We start from the raw sequence: 17,091 nt of genomic DNA, 5'->3' as shown, positions 1-17,091 counted from the left end.
CGATAGTCGCCAAGATTCGGCTTATACCACATATGCTTTCCGACACCGTGTTGTCCATTATTCGGTCGCACCAGCTCATGTTATGCGGGTCACGGTAAGTTGTTCCCATGAGCTTACATCCATCACTGCAGCCAATCTTCGACACTGTGCTCCATCGCAATCCCGGAGAGTCGGAGTTTCATCAAGCGGTACAGGAAGTACTCCATTCCTTGGGGCCTGTCGTTGACAAACACCCCGAATACCTCGAACTCTCGGCCTTCGAGCGTCTCTGTGAACCGGAACGGCAGATCATCTTCCGTGTTCCATGGATTGACGATCAGGGCGTCGTCCAGATCAATCGCGCGTTCCGCGTCCAGTTCAACTCCGCTCTGGGTCCTTACAAGGGCGGATTGCGCTTCCACCCGTCGGTGAACCTCGGTATCGTGAAGTTCCTCGGCTTCGAACAGATCTTCAAGAACGCCATCACAGGACTGCCCATCGGCGGCGGCAAGGGCGGTTCGGACTTCGACCCCAAGGGACGCAGCGACCTTGAGATCATGCGCTTCTGCCAATCATTCATGACAGAGCTCTCCCGCCACATCGGCGAATACCGTGACGTTCCGGCCGGTGACATCGGTGTCGGAGGGCGCGAGATCGGCTACCTGTTCGGCCAGTACAAGCGGATGAAGAACGAATACGAGGCCGGCGTCCTCACCGGTAAGGGCCTGTCCTACGGCGGATCCATGGTCCGCACTGAAGCTACCGGGTTCGGTGTCGTCTACTTCCTCAAGGACATGCTCTCAGCAGCGAAGAAGAACATCGACGGACGCACGATCGCGATCTCCGGATCGGGAAACGTCGCAGTCTTCGCGGCGGAGAAGGCCACAGCCTTCGGCGGCACCGTGATCACGATGTCCGACTCCAGCGGTTTCATCCACGACCCGGACGGAATCGACACTGACATCGTCAAACGCATCAAGTTCGAACAGCGCGGTCGTATTGCCGAATACGTCGACGAACGTGGAGGTCGCTCCAGCTACCACGAGGGCGGCAACGTCTGGGATGTCGAAGTCGACGTCGCGCTTCCGTGCGCCACCCAGAACGAACTCGATGCCGATTCGGCACAGACTCTGGTCCGGAACGGAGTCATCGCCCTTGCCGAAGGAGCGAACATGCCGTGCACACCCGAGGCCGTGAAGACCTTCTCCGAGGCCGGCGTGCTCTTCGCCCCGGGCAAGGCAGCCAACGCCGGTGGTGTGGCGACCAGCGCTCTGGAAATGCAGCAGAACGCCAGCCGCGACACTTGGGACTTCGACTTCACCGAGGCTCGCCTGGCCGAGATCATGGGCGACATCCACGACAGCTGTGCCGCTGCCGCCGCAGAATTCGGCTCCCCGGGTGACTATGTGGCCGGTGCTAATATCGCAGGCTTCACCCGTGTCTCCGAAGCGATGCTGGCACAAGGCGTCGTCTGAGCTGACTGAGGAGCTGCAGGAAGCGGCCGGGACCGACCGGCGCGCAGCGGCCCTCCGATCCTCCGACAGCTTTCAACGCAGCTGAGGAGGATCGGAGGGCCGCTGGCATTTATCCGCAAGCTCCGATCAGCGCGGCCCGATGGTTCCGTAGCCCTTGCGCCACCGCAGCAATGGTTTGCTTTTATTGCTGTCGGCGCCGGCTCCCAGAGACACCACCTCTCCGACGACGAGGCTATGAGTAGCCACTTCGAGGACCTCCGTCGTCCGCAGCTCGAACCAGGCGATCGCATCTGTGAGCACAGGCTGGCCCGAATGGGGTGCGGGGAACGTGTCGATGCCCTTGAGCGCACCGTAGAGCGGTTGACCGGGCGCGCCCAGCCGCTCGGAGACGTCTCGCTGTGAGGAGTTGAGCACAGAGATGGCGTAATGGTCACTCGTCTCCAGCGTCTCCATCATCCGTGATCCGCCGTAGATGCTGACGGCCATGGTCGGCGGATCATAGGACACATCGAGGAACGAGTCGACGGTGATCGCGTGAAGGGCGTTGCCGCGCTTGGCTGAGACCAAAGCCACGGCCGCAGCAATATCGTCGCTGAGTTCGCGGTAGCGTTCTGTGAGGGAATCCTCGTGAGTTCTGTCCATGGCACTCATTCTAGGGAACTACAATGGAGCCATGACCTATCCAGCATCAGGTGGTTCAGCAACGATCGAGCGTGAACAGTCCGAGCAACGTGTTGAACCCGGAGACCACGAACGTTTCAGCCACTACGCACCCAAAGACAAGATCATGGAATCCATGGTCACGGGCACACCGCTGATCGCCCTGTGCGGAAAGGTGTGGGTGCCCACCAGAGACCCCGAGCGGTTCCCTGTGTGCCCGCGGTGCAAAGAGATCTACTCAACGATGTCTGAAGGACCCAAGGAGTAAATGGCCGCGGAACGTCTCCCAGGGACCTCCGCTGCCGAACAACTGCCACCGGCCTTTCCCGAGCGTGCCGCTTGGGGAACGGCCGGAAAGTTGCGCGCCTGGCAGGCTGAGGCTCTGGAACAGTATTTTCGGGATCAGCCGAAGGACTTTCTCGCAGTCGCGACACCGGGCGCAGGCAAGACGACATTCGCACTGCGAGTCGCCGCCGAGCTGCTGGCGCAGCGAGTCGTCAACAGAGTCACCGTCGTTGCACCCACAGAACACCTCAAGGTGCAGTGGGCCGATTCGGCTTCACGCGTCGGCATCAAACTCGACCCCCAGTTCAAGAACGCTCAGGGCAAACACGCCCCCGGCTATCACGGTGTCGCCATCACCTACGCGCAGGTGGCCGCCAAGCCGGTGCTCCACCACAACCGCACCGCAGCGGGCCGTACGCTCGTCATCCTCGACGAGGTCCATCACGGAGGAGACGCATTGTCCTGGGGCGATGCTGTCCGGGAGGCATTCGGTCCTGCAGTGCGCAGACTCTCCCTGACCGGGACCCCCTTCCGATCGGACACCTCACCGATCCCGTTCGTCACCTATGCGCCCGACGAGAACGGCATTCGCACCTCGGTGGCGGACTACTCCTACGGGTACGGACGTGCTCTGAAGGATTCTGTCGTCCGCCCAGTCCTGTTCCTCGCCTATGCCGGCGCCATGTCCTGGCGGACCAGAGCCGGTGACGAGATGTCGCACGTGCTCGGAGAAGAGACGACGAAGGACATCAATGCTCAGGCATGGCGGACGGCACTCGACCCTGCCGGCGACTGGATCCCGGCGGTGCTCAAGGCCGCCGATCTGCGCCTGACGGAGGTGCGGCGGACCGTGCACGACGCCGGTGGGCTCGTCATTGCCACGGACCAGGACAATGCACGCGCCTATGCCAAGGTGCTGCGCGAACTCACCGGTGAGGCACCCACGGTCGTGCTCTCCGACGAAGCGGGCGCCTCGGCGCGGATCGAGCAGTTCCAGAACTCCACCGACCGGTGGATGGTCGCCGTCCGCATGGTCTCCGAAGGCGTTGACGTGCCACGACTGTGCGTCGGGGTTTACGCGACGTCATCGGCGACCCCGCTGTTCTTCGCGCAGGCAATCGGACGTTTCGTCCGTGCACGCAAACGCGGCGAGACCGCCTCGGTGTTCCTGCCCTCCGTCCCGATCCTCATGGCTCTGGCGAACACGATGGAAGTCGAACGTGATCACGCCCTGGACCGACCGAAGAATGAGGACGAGAACGATGTCGTCGTCTTCGACGACCAGGCCATGGAACAGGCGAACCGCGAGGAGGGGGCATCTGATCAGCTTGGCTCCTTCGAAGCACTCGGCGCCGAGGCGCTCTTCGACCGGGTGCTCTTCGACGGCGGCGAGTTCGGCACCGGCGGAGCGATCGGCTCCGAGGACGAACTCGACTTCATCGGCATTCCCGGCCTGCTCGAACCCGACCAGGTCCACGAGCTGCTGCGCACCCAACAGGCCCGTCAGGCGAAGCGGAAGACTGCGTCCGCACCAGCGGCACCAGAGCCGGAGCCCAGCGAGCTGGACCACCGAGCGATGAAAGAGGAGCGCAACCAGCTCCAGAGCCTCGTCGGTGCCTGGTCACGGCGGACCGGCTCACCGCACAAAACCGTCCACGTCGAGCTGCGCAAGGCCTGCGGGGGACCGGCCGTGGCGCAGGCGACCCGAGAACAGATCCAGGCTCGGATCAAGAAGCTCCAAGGCTGGTTCGTCGGCAAGAAGTGAGGAGAACTCCCTCACTTCGGATAGAACACCGTGGGGATCGCCGGTTCGCCGTCCTGCATGCGCCTGGCCGAACGGGGCAGCTCGGCCAGGGATTCGTCGTGCCGGGCACAGGCCTTCGTGACGCCGTCGGCACCGATATACGATTCGTCGATCTCACCATCGACCACGAGGTCAACCGTCAGCGAACGACCATCGCCAAGATCTCCGGGCAGAGTCGGGATGCCGACGGCCTCTTCGACCGCGATGGCACCGTCGATGAGGCGCAAGGCGTCCTTGTGGCCGCCACGCGAGGGTTTGCCGGTGGAGTTCTTCGCCACCGAGGTCCAGGCCCCCGACTCGTCGGCACGGGCCACAAGCTTGTACACCAGCCCGGCGGCCGGAGCACCCGAGCCGGTGACCACTCGCGTTCCGACACCATAGGAATCCACGGGGGAGGCGGCGAGAGCAGCGATCGCATATTCGTCGAGGTCACTGGTGACCGTGATGTTGGTGTCATGAGCGCCGAGGCGGTCGAGGCCGGCCCGGACTTCGCTGGCCTGTTCGACGAGGTCGCCCGAGTCGATGCGCACCCCGCCCAGATTCTCACCGGCCAAGCGGATAGCCGTCGCCAGGGCCTCTTCGACGTCATAGGTGTCCAGGAGCAGAGTCGTGTCGGTGCCCAATGATCTGAGCTGGGCGGCGAAGGCCTCCTGCTCCGAATCGTGGAGCAGCGTGAAGGAATGAGCGGAGGTGCCGATCGTGCGCAGACCATACCTGAGCCCAGCGGCGAGGTTCGACGTCGAGGCGAACCCGCCGATGACAGCGGCCCTGGCGGCGGCGACAGCAGCATGTTCGTTGGTGCGGCGACCACCCATCTCCGCGCAGGGTCGATCTCCGGCAGCCTGGGCCATGCGTGACGCCGCCGAGGCGACCGCACTGTCGTAGTTCATCGCCGAGAGGATGAGCGTTTCGAGGATGACCCCTTCCGCGAAGGTGGACTCGATCGTCATCAGTGGGGAGCCGGGGAAGTAGATCTCGCCCTCCGCATATCCTCGGATGCTGCCGGAGAAGGAGTAGTCGGCCAACCAGTCGATGGTTCTCGAATCGACGATCTGCTCACGGCTGAGGAACGAGAGCTCCTCATCGCCGAAGCGGAAATCCCTGAGCATCTCGAGGATGCGGCCGGTGCCGGCGACAACTCCGTAGCGGCGACCGATGGGCAGGCTGCGACCGAAGACTTCGAACAGGCTCCTGCGGTCAGCGGCACCCGATTCCAGCGCCGCCTGGACCATCGTCAATTCGTACTGATCCGTGTAAAAAGCCGTCGAACCGGTCCGTGTGAGATCACTCATAGGCGCGATACTACGTCACGACAGCGTCAGTGTTCTGCCGTAAGGTGGAAACGTGAGCAATCCAACGACTCCAGTTCTGGAACCGGAGGTCGACATTCGACCGGCGACAGAACAGGCAAAGCCATGGAAGACCGTCGTCTTCAACGACCCCGTCAATCTCATGAGCTACGTCAGCTACGTCTTCCAGGCCTACTTCGGGTATTCGACCGAGAAGGCTCACTCGCTGATGCTCGAAGTCCATGAGAATGGCCGCTCCGTCGTTGCCACGGGCGGACGCGAAGCCATGGAGAGGGACACCCAAGCCATGCACGAATACGGCCTGTGGGCCGCGTGCCAACCTGAAACAGGATCCGACTGACACATGGCAGCCATCGACGCGAGTGGGGACGAGGTTGTCCTCAGACTCGAGGACAACGAACGATCCCTCATGGTCACCGTCTTCACCGACCTGGCAGCACTGCTGGCAGAAGACGACGACAACGACGGACGCCCCGATTCGGAGAACTGGGAAGCGCGTCTCGGGCTGGTCGAACGGCCACGCCCCCAGGACCCTGCACTGCTGCGTTTGTTTCCCGACGTCGACCCCCTCGACGAGGAGCGTTCACAGGAGTTCCGGCGTCTCACCGAATTCGATCTCCAGCAGGCGAAGGCTCACAACGTGCGCATCGTCCTCAACGGACTCGCCAAGGGCCCCTCGATCGCCTTGAGCCACGATGAGGTCCTGGCGTGGATGAAAGGACTTAATGACCTGCGCCTGGTCCTGGCCGTGCGCATGGGCATCGACACCGAGGAATCCCAGGAGGCGAAGTACGCTCACCGAGACGAACTCGAAGAGTCCGAAGAGCTCACACTGACTCTGTACGACTTCCTGACCTGGATTCAGGACAGGCTCACCACAACCTTGCTCAGCGATCTGCCGGGGGACGACGACACATGAAACTCACTGCCATCGGCACCGCTGGTTCCTTCCCCGGACCCGATTCCGCAGCCAGCTGCTACCTCATCGAAACCGACGAGGAGTCACCGACACGCATCGTGCTCGACCTCGGGTCCGGTGCGCTGTCCCCGCTGCAGCGCGCCGTCGACACGGATGGGCTGACCGCGGTTGTGCTCAGCCACCTGCACCCCGACCACTGCATGGACATGACCGGTCTGTACGTCAAGCACTGCTATGACCCGAAGTTCTTCAACGGCAACATCTCCGACACCGGGTCGATCCGCACCAGGACAAGCGTCCTCGCCCCGGCCGGCGCGCAAGAACGACTGACCCGGGCCTACTACACCGACCCCGGAAAGTCCCCAGTCGCCGCCAGCGGAAATGACACCGACCTCAGCCATGCCTTCGACTTCGCCGACCTCGACCACGGCACCAGCCACCAGGTCGGAGGCCTGCGGATCGAATCCTTCCTCGTCGACCATCCGGTTGAGGCCTACGCCCTGCGGATCACCGATGCCAAGGGGGCAGTGATCACCTACTCCGGTGACAGCGACGAATGCGACAACCTCATCGAGGCGGCACGCGGGGCAGACCTGTTCCTCTGCGAAGCAGCCTTCCAGGAAGACCGCGACAGTGCTCGCGGCATCCACCTCACCGGCAAACGCGCCGGACGCGTGGCCCAAGCGGCAGACGCCAAGTCCCTCGTCCTCACCCACATTCCCTCCTGGACGGACTGCTCCATCGTCCGCGGCGAAGCCGCCCGCGAATACAGGGGACCCATCGAACTGGCAAAACCAGGCAACAGCTGGACCGTATGACTGCCTCCAGCACCGACAACCGAAAGAGGCACACAGTGCGCGCAGACGGACGACTCGTCGATGAACTCCGCGAAGTCACAATCACCCGCAATTGGATCAACACCGCCGAAGGATCCGCTCTGGTGGAATTCGGCAACACCCGCGTCCTGGTCGCGGCCTCATTGACAGCGGGCGTGCCGCGCTGGCTCAAGGGTCAGGGCCGCGGCTGGGTCACCGCCGAATACGCGATGCTGCCGCGGGCCACCGACTCCCGCAACACCCGCGAGTCCGTCAAGGGCAAGCTCGGTGGACGCACACACGAAATCTCCCGCCTCATCGGTCGCAGCCTGCGTGCCGTCATCGACCTTGAGAAGCTCGGCGAGAACACTCTCGTCCTCGACTGCGACGTCCTCCAGGCCGACGGCGGCACTCGCACTGCATCGATCACGGGCGCCTATGTGGCTTTGGCCGATGCGATCGACAAGGGCCGCTCGACCGGCATCATCCCCGCCGCAAACAACCCGATCAAGGATTCGATCGCGGCCATCAGCGTCGGCATCGTCGACGGCGAACCGGTCCTCGACCTGCCCTACGTCGAAGACTCGAGTGCCGAAACCGACATGAACGTCGTCATGACCGGCAGCGGACAGTTCGTCGAGGTCCAGGGCACAGCCGAAGGCGCACCCTTCGATCGTGCGGAACTGGGCCACCTGCTCGACCTCGCGGCCAAGGGCTGCACCGACCTCACCCGCATCCAGACCGAGGTCCTAGCCAAATGACTACTTTCGTCCTGGCCACCCACAATGAGGGGAAGAGGCGCGAACTCGCCGCGATCCTCCTCCCCGCATTGGGGGAGGACATCCACGTCATGACCGCCGCCGAGGCGGGCCTGGGCGACATCCCGGAAACCGGGGTCACGTTCGCGGAGAACGCGCTGATCAAGGCTCGCGCCGCAGCGCAGGCCACCGGCCGCACCTCCATCGCCGATGATTCGGGGATCGCGGTCGACGTTCTCGGTGGGGCGCCGGGAATCTTCTCCGCCAGGTGGGCGGGAAGACACGGAGACGACAGGGCGAACCTCGAGCTCCTGCTCGCCCAGCTCTCCGACATTTCGAGCGAGCACCGCGGGGCGCAGTTCCGCTGCGCTGCCGCAGCAGTCAGCCTAGACGGCCGCGAGTTCTCCGCCGAAGGCGTCATGCCGGGACGTCTGGCCACAAACCCGACGGGAGACCTGGGGTTCGGCTACGACCCGATCTTCGTCCCCGACGGCGGTGACATCAGCGCAGCGCAGATGACACCCGAGGAGAAGAACTCCCGCTCACACCGGAAGATCGCCTTCGACAAACTGGCCGCAATCCTCGCCGCACAGTCAGGGCTCTGAGACCTGCTCCTCAAGTCTCGGACAGGTTCCGGATCCTCCTCGTTCGTTCTTCTCCACTATCTGAGCACCGACGCTTCAACTGGTGAGAACTTCCGCTAAACTGGCGAGGCCGGTGGGCATCTGTGCGGTGTCCGGTCAGAGAAGACGAGTGAGCCGATGTGGGTTCGTGAATTTGGGAGAGCGATGAAGACTCCGAGTGTCAGTTCGTGGATGGCAGCAGTGGTTGCCTCGAGCCTGTTGCTGGCAGGGTGCTCGGCGGGAGCCTCGGACTCCGGTGAGCAGGCGAAGAAGGATTCGATGACGATCGCGTTCACCGCTGAACCGGTCAACCTCGACTTCACCTCCACCTCGGGAATCGCGATCCCAGAGGCATTGATGGAAAACGTCTACGAATCCCTCGTCCGCGTCGACGGTGAGGGCGAGATCCAACCGAGCCTCGCCGAGGACTGGGACGTGTCCGAGGACCGCAAGACCTACACCTTCCATCTGCAGAAAGGCGTGAAGTTCTCCAACGGCGCCGACCTGACGAGCGAGGACGTGAAGTTCTCCTATGAGCGGGTGCAGGACGATTGGAAGAACGCGCTGAAGTCTAAGATGGACATCGTCGACTCGATCGAAACCCCTGACGACCTCACCGTGGAGATCTCGCTCAAGAAGCCGTCCAACACGTGGCTGTTCAATATGACCAGTCTCGTCGGAGCGGTCTTCGACACCGAAGGCACCGATGACCTGGCCAACGAGGCCATCGGCACCGGACCCTTCTCCATCGAGGAATTCACTCGCGGACAGTCGATCGACTTCGTGGCGCGCGATAGCTACTGGGGCGAGACCCCAGCGGTCAAGAACGTCACATTCAAGTACTTCCAAGACGCGGTCTCAGCCTCGAACGCTCTGAAGTCGGGAGAGATCGACGTCGTCTCCAACCTCCAGGCCCCCGAACTGGCCGGAGAATTCAAAAGCGACGACTACCAGATCATCTCCGGCACCACGAACGGAGAGGTAGTGCTGTCGATGAACAACGCGAAGGGCATCTTCAAGGACAAGAAGGCGCGCGCTGCGGTCATGCATGCCATCGACCGCAAGGCAGTCCTCGACACAGCATGGGCCGGCTACGGCGAACTCATCGGCTCGATGGTCCCGCCGACAGATCCGTACTACGAGGATCTGACGGGAGTCTGGGACTACAACCCGCAGAAGGCCAAGGACCTGATCAAGGAAGCTGGCATCGAGGGGGAGGAATTCGCCTTCACAGTGCCGAACCTGCCCTATGCCAAGGCGATCTCCGAGATCGTGTCCGCCCAACTCAAAGAGGTCGGACTCAAGGCGAACATCGAGACCCAGGAGTTTCCCGCAGTCTGGTTGGACAAGACCTTCACGAAGCACGACTTCGACATGTCGGTGATCAACCATGCCGAACCTCGTGACATCCTCACCGTGTTCTCGAACGACTACTACATCGGCTACGACGACTCGAAGATCAAGAAGATCGCAGAGAAGGCCGACACCGGCACGGAAGAGGAATACATCTCCGGCATGAAGAAGATCGCGAGGACGATCACCGAAGACGCCGCCGCAGACTTCCTGTTCCTGTTCCCGAACCTCGTCATCGCGAAATCCGACGTCGCCGGAATCCCCGCCAACCGGGTCTCCGACGCATTCCGGATCGCTGACCTGAGCTGGAACTGAAGTACTCTCCTCCATGATCAGCTATGTGGCCAACCGTGCGATCCAGTTTGTCTTGGCACTGCTGGTGGCCTCGGTGGTGGTCTTCGCACTCATGAGCATCCTGCCCGGCAACGCCGCACAGGTCGCGCTGGGAACGAATGCCACTCCTGAGGCGGTGGCGGCGCTGGAAGCCCAGTACGGACTCGATCAGCCGCCGCTGATCCGATACTTCGACTGGGTCGGCGGGATGCTGGCAGGGGACTTCGGGACCTCGTATGTGACCGGAGCGCCGATCACCCCGGTCATCCTCGGCAGCGTCCAGGTCACCGGCATCCTCGTCATCGCCGCGATCATCCTGGCGATCGTCATCGCCGTCCCGCTGGGCACCTTCGCCGCCCTCGAACAGCGCAACTGGATCGGTGTGACGATCTCCGCGCTGAGCCAGATCGGCATCGCCGTCCCGAACTTCCTCGCCGCCATCATCCTCGTCATCGTCTTCTCCCTGACCCTCGGCTGGTTCCCTTCCCAGGGGTGGATGGCCCCGGTCGAAGGACTGGGCGGGTTCCTCATCCGCTTGGTGCTGCCCGTCGTCTCCCTGGCACTCGTGCAGGCCGCGATCCTCACCCGCTACGTGAGATCGGCCGTCCTCGACGTGATGCGCGAGGACTACATCCGCACAGCCCGAGCCAAGGGGCTGACTCGGACCAAGGCGCTGTTCGTCCACGGCCTGCGCAATGCGGCGATCCCCGTCATCACCGTGGCCGGCGTCCAACTCGCGACGCTCCTCGTCGGCGCCGTCATCATCGAACAGATCTTCGTCATCCCCGGCATCGGATCCGAGCTCGTGCGTTCCGTGGCCAACCGTGACCTGGTCACGGTCCAGGGCATCGTCATGGTCCTCGTCCTCCTCGTGCTCGTCATCAACTTCATCGTCGACGTGCTCTACCCCATCGTCGACCCACGGATCAGGAAAGCGTCATGAGCGAGAACCCGAGCACCACCTCGGCGGGGGAGGCGTCCGCGGATCGGCGCAGGCGCACGAAGCTGAGACTCAATTCCTCGATGATCATCGGTGGCGTCCTCATCCTCCTCATCGTCGCTCTCGCGCTCGTGTCCTTCATCTGGACCCCATACGGTCCCAGCGCAGTCGACCCGGTCGCACGGCTGCAGCCCTCGAGCCCCGAGCACCTGTTCGGCACGGACAGATTCGGTCGCGACACCCTGACCTGGATCATGTACGGGGCCCGGATCACCCTGATGGTGGGCATCGTGGCCGTCGGCATCGCCGTTCTCATCGGCACCCCCGTCGGCATCGTCGCCGCCGTCTTCGCACAGTACCCTTGGGGCGCGTGGCTGGGCGCGGTGATCATGCGCGCCAACGACATCCTGCTCGCCTTCCCCGCGCTGCTGCTGGCGATCGTCTTCGCCGCCGTCTACCAGCCGGGAACCGGGCCGGCCATGGTGGCCGTGGGAATCGCCGCGATCCCCGGATTCGCCCGCGTCGCCCGCTCGGGAACGATGCAGGTGCTCGGCTCCGAATACGTGCGTGCGGCCAAGGCCTCGAACCGCAGCGTCCCGGCGATCGCCATCGTCCACGTGCTGCCGAATATCGCGAGCATGGTCATCGTGCAGGCCTCCGTGGCGTTCGCGATCTCGGTCCTCGCCGAGGCGGGTCTGTCCTTCCTGGGACTGGGCACACAGGCCCCGGTTCCTTCCTGGGGGCGGATGCTGCAGGAGTCCCAGCAGTTCCTGTCCACCCAGCCCGGGCTCGCACTGTGGCCAGGGCTGTTCATCGCCATCGCCGTGCTCGGCTTCAACCTCTTGGGCGATGGCCTCCGAGACCGATTCGACCCGAAGATGGAGGCCCGCGGCAATGGATGAGAACCTGCTCGAGGTCCGTGACCTCACCATCACCCCGGCCGGCGCGCAGGCACCGGTTCTCCAGGACGTGTCACTGAGCCTGGCACCCGGGGAGAGGGTCGGACTCATCGGTGAATCAGGCTCGGGGAAGTCACTGACGGCACAATCCGTGATGGGACTGCTGCCCGAAGAGCTGCGAGCCGAAGGCAGCGTGTCGTTGCAGGGCTTCGACGGCAATGTCCTGGCTGCCAAGGAGAAGACGCTGGCACGCATGCGCTCGGACCTCGTGTCGATGGTCTTCCAGGAGCCGATGAGCGCACTCAACCCGCTGATGCGCATCGGAGACCAGATCGCCGAGGTTCTGCGCATCCACGGCGAGGTCCGCCGCGGGGACATTCCCGGGCGGGTTCTGGACCTGCTGACCAGCGTGCACATGCCCGATCCGGCCAGTGCCCGCTTCGCGTACCCGCACCAGATGTCGGGAGGGCAACGCCAGCGGGTGATGCTGGCAATCGCCCTGGCGAACTCGCCGCGGCTGCTCATCTGCGACGAGCCGACCACCGCACTCGATGTGACGGTGCAGAAGCACATGCTCGACCTCATCGCCGAACGCGTCGCCGCGGTGCAGGCGGGACTGCTGTTCATCACCCACGACCTGGCCGTCGTCGCCGGAGTCTGTGACCGGGTCAGCGTCATGTACGCGGGCCGCATCGTCGAGACCGGCAGTGTAGCGCAGATCTTCACTGACCCCCAGCACGAATACACGCGCGGGCTGTTGGCCTCCTCTGACCTCGAATCCACCGATGCACGCGGAAAGCTCTACACACTCAAGACAGCACTGTCATACGCAGGACCGACCGAGGCAGCGGACCCGACCGGCGTGGCCGGGTCAGGCAAGGAGGTTGCGTCGGACGACGCGGACGAGCCGGCGACCGCCTCGACGGGGGAGGGCCTGAGTACAGATACATCCGCACCTCTCATCGACGTCAGCGGAGTCTCGAAGCACTTTCGCTCACGCGGACTGCTGCTGCGTCGCCGATCTCCGGTTCGCGCGCTCGATGACGTCAGCTTCAGTGTCGCGGCCGGGCAGCGCCTCGGCATTGTGGGGGAGTCGGGTTCGGGCAAATCGACCCTGCTCACCATCCTCTCCGGACTCGATCGACCAACCTCGGGCCAAGTGAGGGTCGGTGACATCCGGGTGGAGTCGGCGAGCTCGACGGCGCTGAAGTCTCTGCGCGAGGATCTCCAGATCGTCTTCCAGGACCCCTTCGCCTCCCTCGATCCCCGGATGAGGGTCGAGGACATCGTCTCCGAACCACTCGTCGCCCGCGGTATGGCCAGGGACGAACGGCTAGCCAGGGTGGAGGAGATGCTGCTGGCAGTCGATCTCGACACCACGGCAATGCGGCGCTACCCACACCAGTTCTCCGGCGGCCAGCGACAGAGAATCTCGATCGCTCGAGCGCTGGTGACCCGACCACAGATCCTCGTCGCCGATGAGCCGGTCTCCGCCCTCGACGTGTCCGTGCGCGCTCAGGTCCTCAACCTGCTCACCGACCTCGTCGACGACTATGCCCTGACCCTGCTCTTCGTCTCCCACGACCTCGGCGTCGTCAAACACCTATGCTCCGATGTGATCGTGATGAAGGACGGCCGCATCGTCGAATCCGGGTCGACCGAGGACATCTATGCCAACCCTCGCGAGGACTACACCCGCAGCCTCATCGCGGCCACCCCCAGCTTGGCCGGAGCGCTCGCCTCAGCAACCTGAGCCCGACACCACGCCACGGCCTCGCCAGATGCACGAGAAGAAAGGACGGCAGATGAGCCACACCACGCTTGCCGACCACACAGCACACGCCATGACCAGCGGCTACGAGTCCGGACAATTCGATCCGCTCGAGGTCCTCACCGCGGTCGTGGACCGGATGGACGAATGCGAACCCGTCATCAACGCTCTCCACCACCGAGACGACGCCCGCTCACGGACCGCGGCCGAAGCCAGCGCCGGCCGCTGGAGTGAGGGCCGAGCCTTGGGTCCCCTCGACGGAGTCCCGGTCACGATCAAGGAGAACGTCGCACGCAGGGGAGTTCCGATGCCCAGCGGCCACGCCTGGGTCGAGGTTCCGGTGTCGAGCCACGACGCCCCGATCACGCAGCGCCTCGAAGAAGCCGGCGCCGTCATCGTCGGATCGACGACCATGCCCGACTGGGGCATGCTCTCCTCCGGCGTGTCCTCCCTGCACGGCATCACCCGCTCGCCCCTGGACCCGTCGCTGACCACCGGCGGGTCGAGTGCGGGCGCCGGTGCCGCAGCCGCTGCCGGGTACGGTCCCATCCACATCGGCTCCGACATCGGCGGATCGATCCGCCTGCCCTGCACCTGGTTGGGACTGGCCGGGCTCAAACCCAGCTTCGGCCGGGTCCCGCTCGACGCGCCGTATATGGGCCGCTGCGCTGGGCCCCTGGCGCGGACCATGGGTGACGTCAAGACTGCGATGGATATCATCTCCGCCCCCGACGACCGTGACTACTCCCGCCTTCCCCGATCTGCAGCAGAAGGGCCTGCTGGCCTACCCGACTTCGACCCGAAGGGGCTGCGGATCGGGCTCCAGCTCGATGCAGGATGCGGAGAGCCCGTCACCCCGGAGATCGCATCTGCTATCGCCGAGGCTGCCGATCGTTTCGCACGAGCCGGGGCCGTGGTCGACACGCTCGACTCCTTCATCGACGATGGGCTGCTGACCGATATGGACCTGTTCTGGAGGGTGCGTTCGTGGAGTGACCTGCGCGCCCTGCCCATCGAGGAACAGGCCCTCATCCTGCCCTACATCCAGCAATGGGCTCAGGGCGGCGCCGACGTCACGGGGGTGCGGCTCATGGAGTGCTACCACAGTGTTCAGGAGATCCGACGTCGCAGCGTTGCAGCCACAGCAGCCTACGACCTGGTCATCTCGCCGGTCTCACCCGACGCGGCATTTCCGGCGGAACAGCCCATGCCCTACCCGAAGGTCGACGAACCGATGGGCCATATCGGCTTCACCATGCCCTACAACATGTCAGAACAGCCGGCAGGGACCGTCCTGGCCGGCTACACGAAGGATGGTCGGACCATCGGTGCACAGGTCTCGGGGCGACGGTTCGCCGACGAGCTCGTGATGGCTGCCGGATCCTGGTTCGAACAGGCAGCCGGAGTGTCAGCGCCCGTGCGGGCCGCGATGAACTGAGGTCAGCGACTGCCGTCGCCGACGACTCGACTCAGAAGTCGAAGAACTCGACCGAGAGCTTGTCTCCGTCGATCTTCACACTGCCCGAGACCGACAGGGTGTTGCCGTTGGAGAAATAGGACGAACCGGACTTCTTACCCTGCACGGTGAAATCGAACTTGCCCGGATCCTCGGTGAAGAACGAACCGGTGTTCGTGTCACCGGAGCCGAAGTCCGCCTTCACCTTGGGCATGTCCTTCATCTCCCATTTGGCGGTGTCCTTCTTGGCCAGATCGGCCAGCTTCTTATCCGAGCCGCCGACGGGGATCTCGGTGGGGTCGAACTTGATGAACTTGCACTTGGGCTTGATGTCCTTGTTGTCGAAGCACTTCTTGAGCTCCTTCTCGACCTGCTTCTGAACTTCCTTCTGGAAGGCGCTCGTCGGTGCGAGATCAAGATTGAGCGTCATCGGAGACACTTCCTCTTCGCTGGGCTTATCGCCCGGGGCAAAGGCCTTCGGGAAATTCACCGCTGCCGTGTCCTTGGCTTCACTGACCCATTTGCTCTTCGGGATCGTGAATTCGTAGTTGCCCGGATACACAGCGAAGGAGGTGGTCCCTGCCTTCGCCTTGTAGTCCTTGCCGTTGACACTGAGACTGTCCGTGGCCGGAATATCAAGCGAGATCACATTGAGCGCGGGGCCCGTGAGTGACCATTTGTCGAAGAACAGGTCCTGTTTGCCGTCCTTCTTCGCCTGCAGCTCGACGTTGTACTTGGTGCCGTCGAGGTCGTAGGAGACGATGACAGTGCCCTTGTCGCCTTCGACCTTCGAGGACTCGACCTTCGCATTCTCGACCTTCGCCGAGGAGGGTTCGGTGAATTCCTTCGACAGGAGGTCCAGGTTCGTTCCCTCCGGACGAGGGGAGGGCGCGATCTTCTCGGCAGCCGCGAAGTCGCCCTTGCTCAAGGCCGACACGTAGTCTTCGGCAACCTTGTCGGGGCCGTAGTTGTTCTTATTGACCGTATTGACGACGAGGAATCCGACGGCCACCAGAATGACCACCAGGGCCACCGAACCCAGAGCGATGAAGAGAGGCATCCTGCTCTTCTTCTTTTCGGGGTGGGCATCGGCACGAGTCGCGGTCGTCGCCGGCCCGGCGAAACCGGGGGCCGGGGCCGGCTGTGGAATCGCCTGAGACTGTCCCGGGCCCGAACCTGTTCGCTGAGCGTTGGGGCCGGAACCGGTCTGGTACGGCCCTGGTTGACCGGACTGATAGGGCGCATTCTGTGCGGGCCCCGACTGGTAGGGGCCGCCGGGGTAGGGGGCCCCGCCCTGGGGCTGGCCAGGTTGCTGCGGTCCGCTGTGCTGCGGGCCGCCCTGGTACTGACCGCCGTTGTATTGCGGCGGCTGGTTCGAGTTGGCCTGCTGCACCTCGGGGCGCGGCGGCTGGTGCTGCTCGGGCTGATTGCCCTGGCCCGCAGGAGGAGGCTGGTTACCGCTGGCCTGATTGTTCGCCGGAAACGGCGGAGCCTGATCGTTGTGGTAGGACGGAGCTTGTTCGGATCCGCTGGCGGGCGTCTGCGGACCGGAGCTGCCTGTATCCACCGATTCATCAGCAGTGTTGTCCGCCGGGGTCTCCGCACCGGATCCCGTTCTGTCGTTATCGGGAGGGTTCGTGGGAGGTGGCGGGAGATTCGGTTCGTCGTTCCCGTTGCTCATCGTTGGATGCATCCTTCGTGTCTACAAGCG

The 17,091-nt window shown here is 63.8% G+C and carries 16 protein-coding genes; 13 read left to right on the top strand and 3 right to left on the bottom strand.

Going from position 1 to position 17,091, the window contains the following annotated elements; translation table 11 throughout:
• Positions 1–107: 107 nt before the first annotated feature.
• Positions 108–1,454 carry an NADP-specific glutamate dehydrogenase gene (gene gdhA, locus BLT92_RS02680; protein WP_092102894.1) on the top strand — a complete coding sequence of 449 codons (1,347 nt, stop codon included), beginning with the start codon at positions 108–110 and terminating at the stop codon, positions 1,452–1,454.
• Positions 1,455–1,580: 126 nt separating this feature from the next.
• Here gdhA and BLT92_RS02675 read toward each other — a convergent pair whose 3' ends face one another.
• Positions 1,581–2,096 carry a flavin reductase family protein gene (locus tag BLT92_RS02675; protein ID WP_092102892.1) on the bottom strand — a complete coding sequence of 172 codons (516 nt, stop codon included), beginning with the start codon at positions 2,094–2,096 and terminating at the stop codon, positions 1,581–1,583.
• A 31-nt stretch (positions 2,097–2,127) separates the two neighbouring features.
• Between BLT92_RS02675 and BLT92_RS02670 the strand changes: the two genes are divergently transcribed.
• Positions 2,128–2,382, top strand: a complete 255-nt coding sequence (locus tag BLT92_RS02670; protein WP_092102889.1) for a DUF3039 domain-containing protein — start codon at positions 2,128–2,130, stop codon at positions 2,380–2,382.
• Positions 2,383–4,164, top strand: coding sequence for a DEAD/DEAH box helicase (locus BLT92_RS02665; RefSeq protein ID WP_092102886.1), 1,782 nt, complete (start codon positions 2,383–2,385; stop codon positions 4,162–4,164). It abuts the gene before it with no gap.
• An 11-nt stretch (positions 4,165–4,175) separates the two neighbouring features.
• Here BLT92_RS02665 and BLT92_RS02660 read toward each other — a convergent pair whose 3' ends face one another.
• Positions 4,176–5,495 carry a nicotinate phosphoribosyltransferase gene (locus BLT92_RS02660; protein ID WP_092102883.1) on the bottom strand — a complete coding sequence of 440 codons (1,320 nt, stop codon included), beginning with the start codon at positions 5,493–5,495 and terminating at the stop codon, positions 4,176–4,178.
• A gap of 52 nt (positions 5,496–5,547) precedes the next feature.
• Between BLT92_RS02660 and clpS the strand changes: the two genes are divergently transcribed.
• From clpS to BLT92_RS02610, 10 genes are all read left to right on the top strand, one after another.
• Positions 5,548–5,853 carry an ATP-dependent Clp protease adapter ClpS gene (gene clpS / locus BLT92_RS02655; RefSeq protein WP_092102880.1) on the top strand — a complete coding sequence of 102 codons (306 nt, stop codon included), beginning with the start codon at positions 5,548–5,550 and terminating at the stop codon, positions 5,851–5,853.
• Between the two features lie 3 nt (positions 5,854–5,856).
• Entirely contained in the window at positions 5,857–6,432 is a 576-nt protein-coding gene (locus BLT92_RS02650) for a DUF2017 family protein (protein ID WP_092102877.1), read from the top strand.
• Positions 6,429–7,250: an MBL fold metallo-hydrolase gene (locus BLT92_RS02645; RefSeq protein WP_092102874.1), complete on the top strand. Its 822-nt coding sequence runs from the start codon at positions 6,429–6,431 to the stop codon at positions 7,248–7,250. Before BLT92_RS02650 ends, BLT92_RS02645 begins: the two co-directional genes overlap by 4 nt.
• Positions 7,247–8,008 carry a ribonuclease PH gene (gene rph / locus BLT92_RS02640; protein ID WP_092102871.1) on the top strand — a complete coding sequence of 254 codons (762 nt, stop codon included), beginning with the start codon at positions 7,247–7,249 and terminating at the stop codon, positions 8,006–8,008. The genes BLT92_RS02645 and rph overlap by 4 nt, the downstream gene beginning before the upstream one ends.
• Positions 8,005–8,610 carry an RdgB/HAM1 family non-canonical purine NTP pyrophosphatase gene (rdgB, locus tag BLT92_RS02635; RefSeq protein ID WP_092102868.1) on the top strand — a complete coding sequence of 202 codons (606 nt, stop codon included), beginning with the start codon at positions 8,005–8,007 and terminating at the stop codon, positions 8,608–8,610. Before rph ends, rdgB begins: the two co-directional genes overlap by 4 nt.
• 183 nt (positions 8,611–8,793) lie before the next feature.
• Entirely contained in the window at positions 8,794–10,296 is a 1,503-nt protein-coding gene (locus BLT92_RS02630) for an ABC transporter substrate-binding protein (RefSeq protein WP_092102865.1), read from the top strand.
• Between the two features lie 13 nt (positions 10,297–10,309).
• Entirely contained in the window at positions 10,310–11,257 is a 948-nt protein-coding gene (locus BLT92_RS02625; protein ID WP_092102862.1) for an ABC transporter permease, read from the top strand.
• Positions 11,254–12,156, top strand: a complete 903-nt coding sequence (locus BLT92_RS02620) for an ABC transporter permease (RefSeq protein ID WP_092102859.1) — start codon at positions 11,254–11,256, stop codon at positions 12,154–12,156. Before BLT92_RS02625 ends, BLT92_RS02620 begins: the two co-directional genes overlap by 4 nt.
• Entirely contained in the window at positions 12,149–13,906 is a 1,758-nt protein-coding gene (locus BLT92_RS02615) for a dipeptide ABC transporter ATP-binding protein (protein ID WP_092102856.1), read from the top strand. The genes BLT92_RS02620 and BLT92_RS02615 overlap by 8 nt, the downstream gene beginning before the upstream one ends.
• 52 nt (positions 13,907–13,958) lie before the next feature.
• The gene (locus BLT92_RS02610; RefSeq protein WP_092102853.1) at positions 13,959–15,362 is read left to right on the top strand and encodes an amidase; all 1,404 of its coding nucleotides are present in this window, start codon (positions 13,959–13,961) and stop codon (positions 15,360–15,362) included.
• Between the two features lie 31 nt (positions 15,363–15,393).
• On the opposite strand, the gene BLT92_RS02605 is transcribed toward BLT92_RS02610, so the two are convergent.
• Complete coding sequence (locus BLT92_RS02605; RefSeq protein WP_092102850.1) at positions 15,394–17,061, bottom strand: hypothetical protein; 1,668 nt, start codon at positions 17,059–17,061, stop codon at positions 15,394–15,396.
• Between the last annotated feature and the right edge of the window lie 30 nt (positions 17,062–17,091).

This window comes from Brevibacterium picturae (genome assembly GCF_900105045.1).
GTDB classification, from domain to species: domain Bacteria; phylum Actinomycetota; class Actinomycetes; order Actinomycetales; family Brevibacteriaceae; genus Brevibacterium; species Brevibacterium picturae.
This window is presented reverse-complemented; position numbering and strand designations above follow the sequence as displayed.

What these genes read in the sequence shown, in the direction of transcription:
- gdhA (WP_092102894.1), top strand. Translation starts at nt 108, where the DNA reads ATGAGCTTACATCCATCACTGCAGCCAATCTTCGACACTGTGCTCCAT.
- BLT92_RS02610 (WP_092102853.1), top strand. Translation starts at nt 13,959, where the DNA reads ATGAGCCACACCACGCTTGCCGACCACACAGCACACGCCATGACCAGC.
- BLT92_RS02630 (WP_092102865.1), top strand. Translation starts at nt 8,794, where the DNA reads ATGAAGACTCCGAGTGTCAGTTCGTGGATGGCAGCAGTGGTTGCCTCG.
- BLT92_RS02645 (WP_092102874.1), top strand. Translation starts at nt 6,429, where the DNA reads ATGAAACTCACTGCCATCGGCACCGCTGGTTCCTTCCCCGGACCCGAT.
- BLT92_RS02665 (WP_092102886.1), top strand. Translation starts at nt 2,383, where the DNA reads ATGGCCGCGGAACGTCTCCCAGGGACCTCCGCTGCCGAACAACTGCCA.
- BLT92_RS02615 (WP_092102856.1), top strand. Translation starts at nt 12,149, where the DNA reads ATGGATGAGAACCTGCTCGAGGTCCGTGACCTCACCATCACCCCGGCC.
- BLT92_RS02620 (WP_092102859.1), top strand. Translation starts at nt 11,254, where the DNA reads ATGAGCGAGAACCCGAGCACCACCTCGGCGGGGGAGGCGTCCGCGGAT.
- BLT92_RS02625 (WP_092102862.1), top strand. Translation starts at nt 10,310, where the DNA reads ATGATCAGCTATGTGGCCAACCGTGCGATCCAGTTTGTCTTGGCACTG.
- BLT92_RS02660 (WP_092102883.1), bottom strand. Translation starts at nt 5,495, where the DNA reads ATGAGTGATCTCACACGGACCGGTTCGACGGCTTTTTACACGGATCAG.
- BLT92_RS02605 (WP_092102850.1), bottom strand. Translation starts at nt 17,061, where the DNA reads ATGAGCAACGGGAACGACGAACCGAATCTCCCGCCACCTCCCACGAAC.
- rdgB (WP_092102868.1), top strand. Translation starts at nt 8,005, where the DNA reads ATGACTACTTTCGTCCTGGCCACCCACAATGAGGGGAAGAGGCGCGAA.
- BLT92_RS02650 (WP_092102877.1), top strand. Translation starts at nt 5,857, where the DNA reads ATGGCAGCCATCGACGCGAGTGGGGACGAGGTTGTCCTCAGACTCGAG.
- BLT92_RS02670 (WP_092102889.1), top strand. Translation starts at nt 2,128, where the DNA reads ATGACCTATCCAGCATCAGGTGGTTCAGCAACGATCGAGCGTGAACAG.
- rph (WP_092102871.1), top strand. Translation starts at nt 7,247, where the DNA reads ATGACTGCCTCCAGCACCGACAACCGAAAGAGGCACACAGTGCGCGCA.
- BLT92_RS02675 (WP_092102892.1), bottom strand. Translation starts at nt 2,096, where the DNA reads ATGGACAGAACTCACGAGGATTCCCTCACAGAACGCTACCGCGAACTC.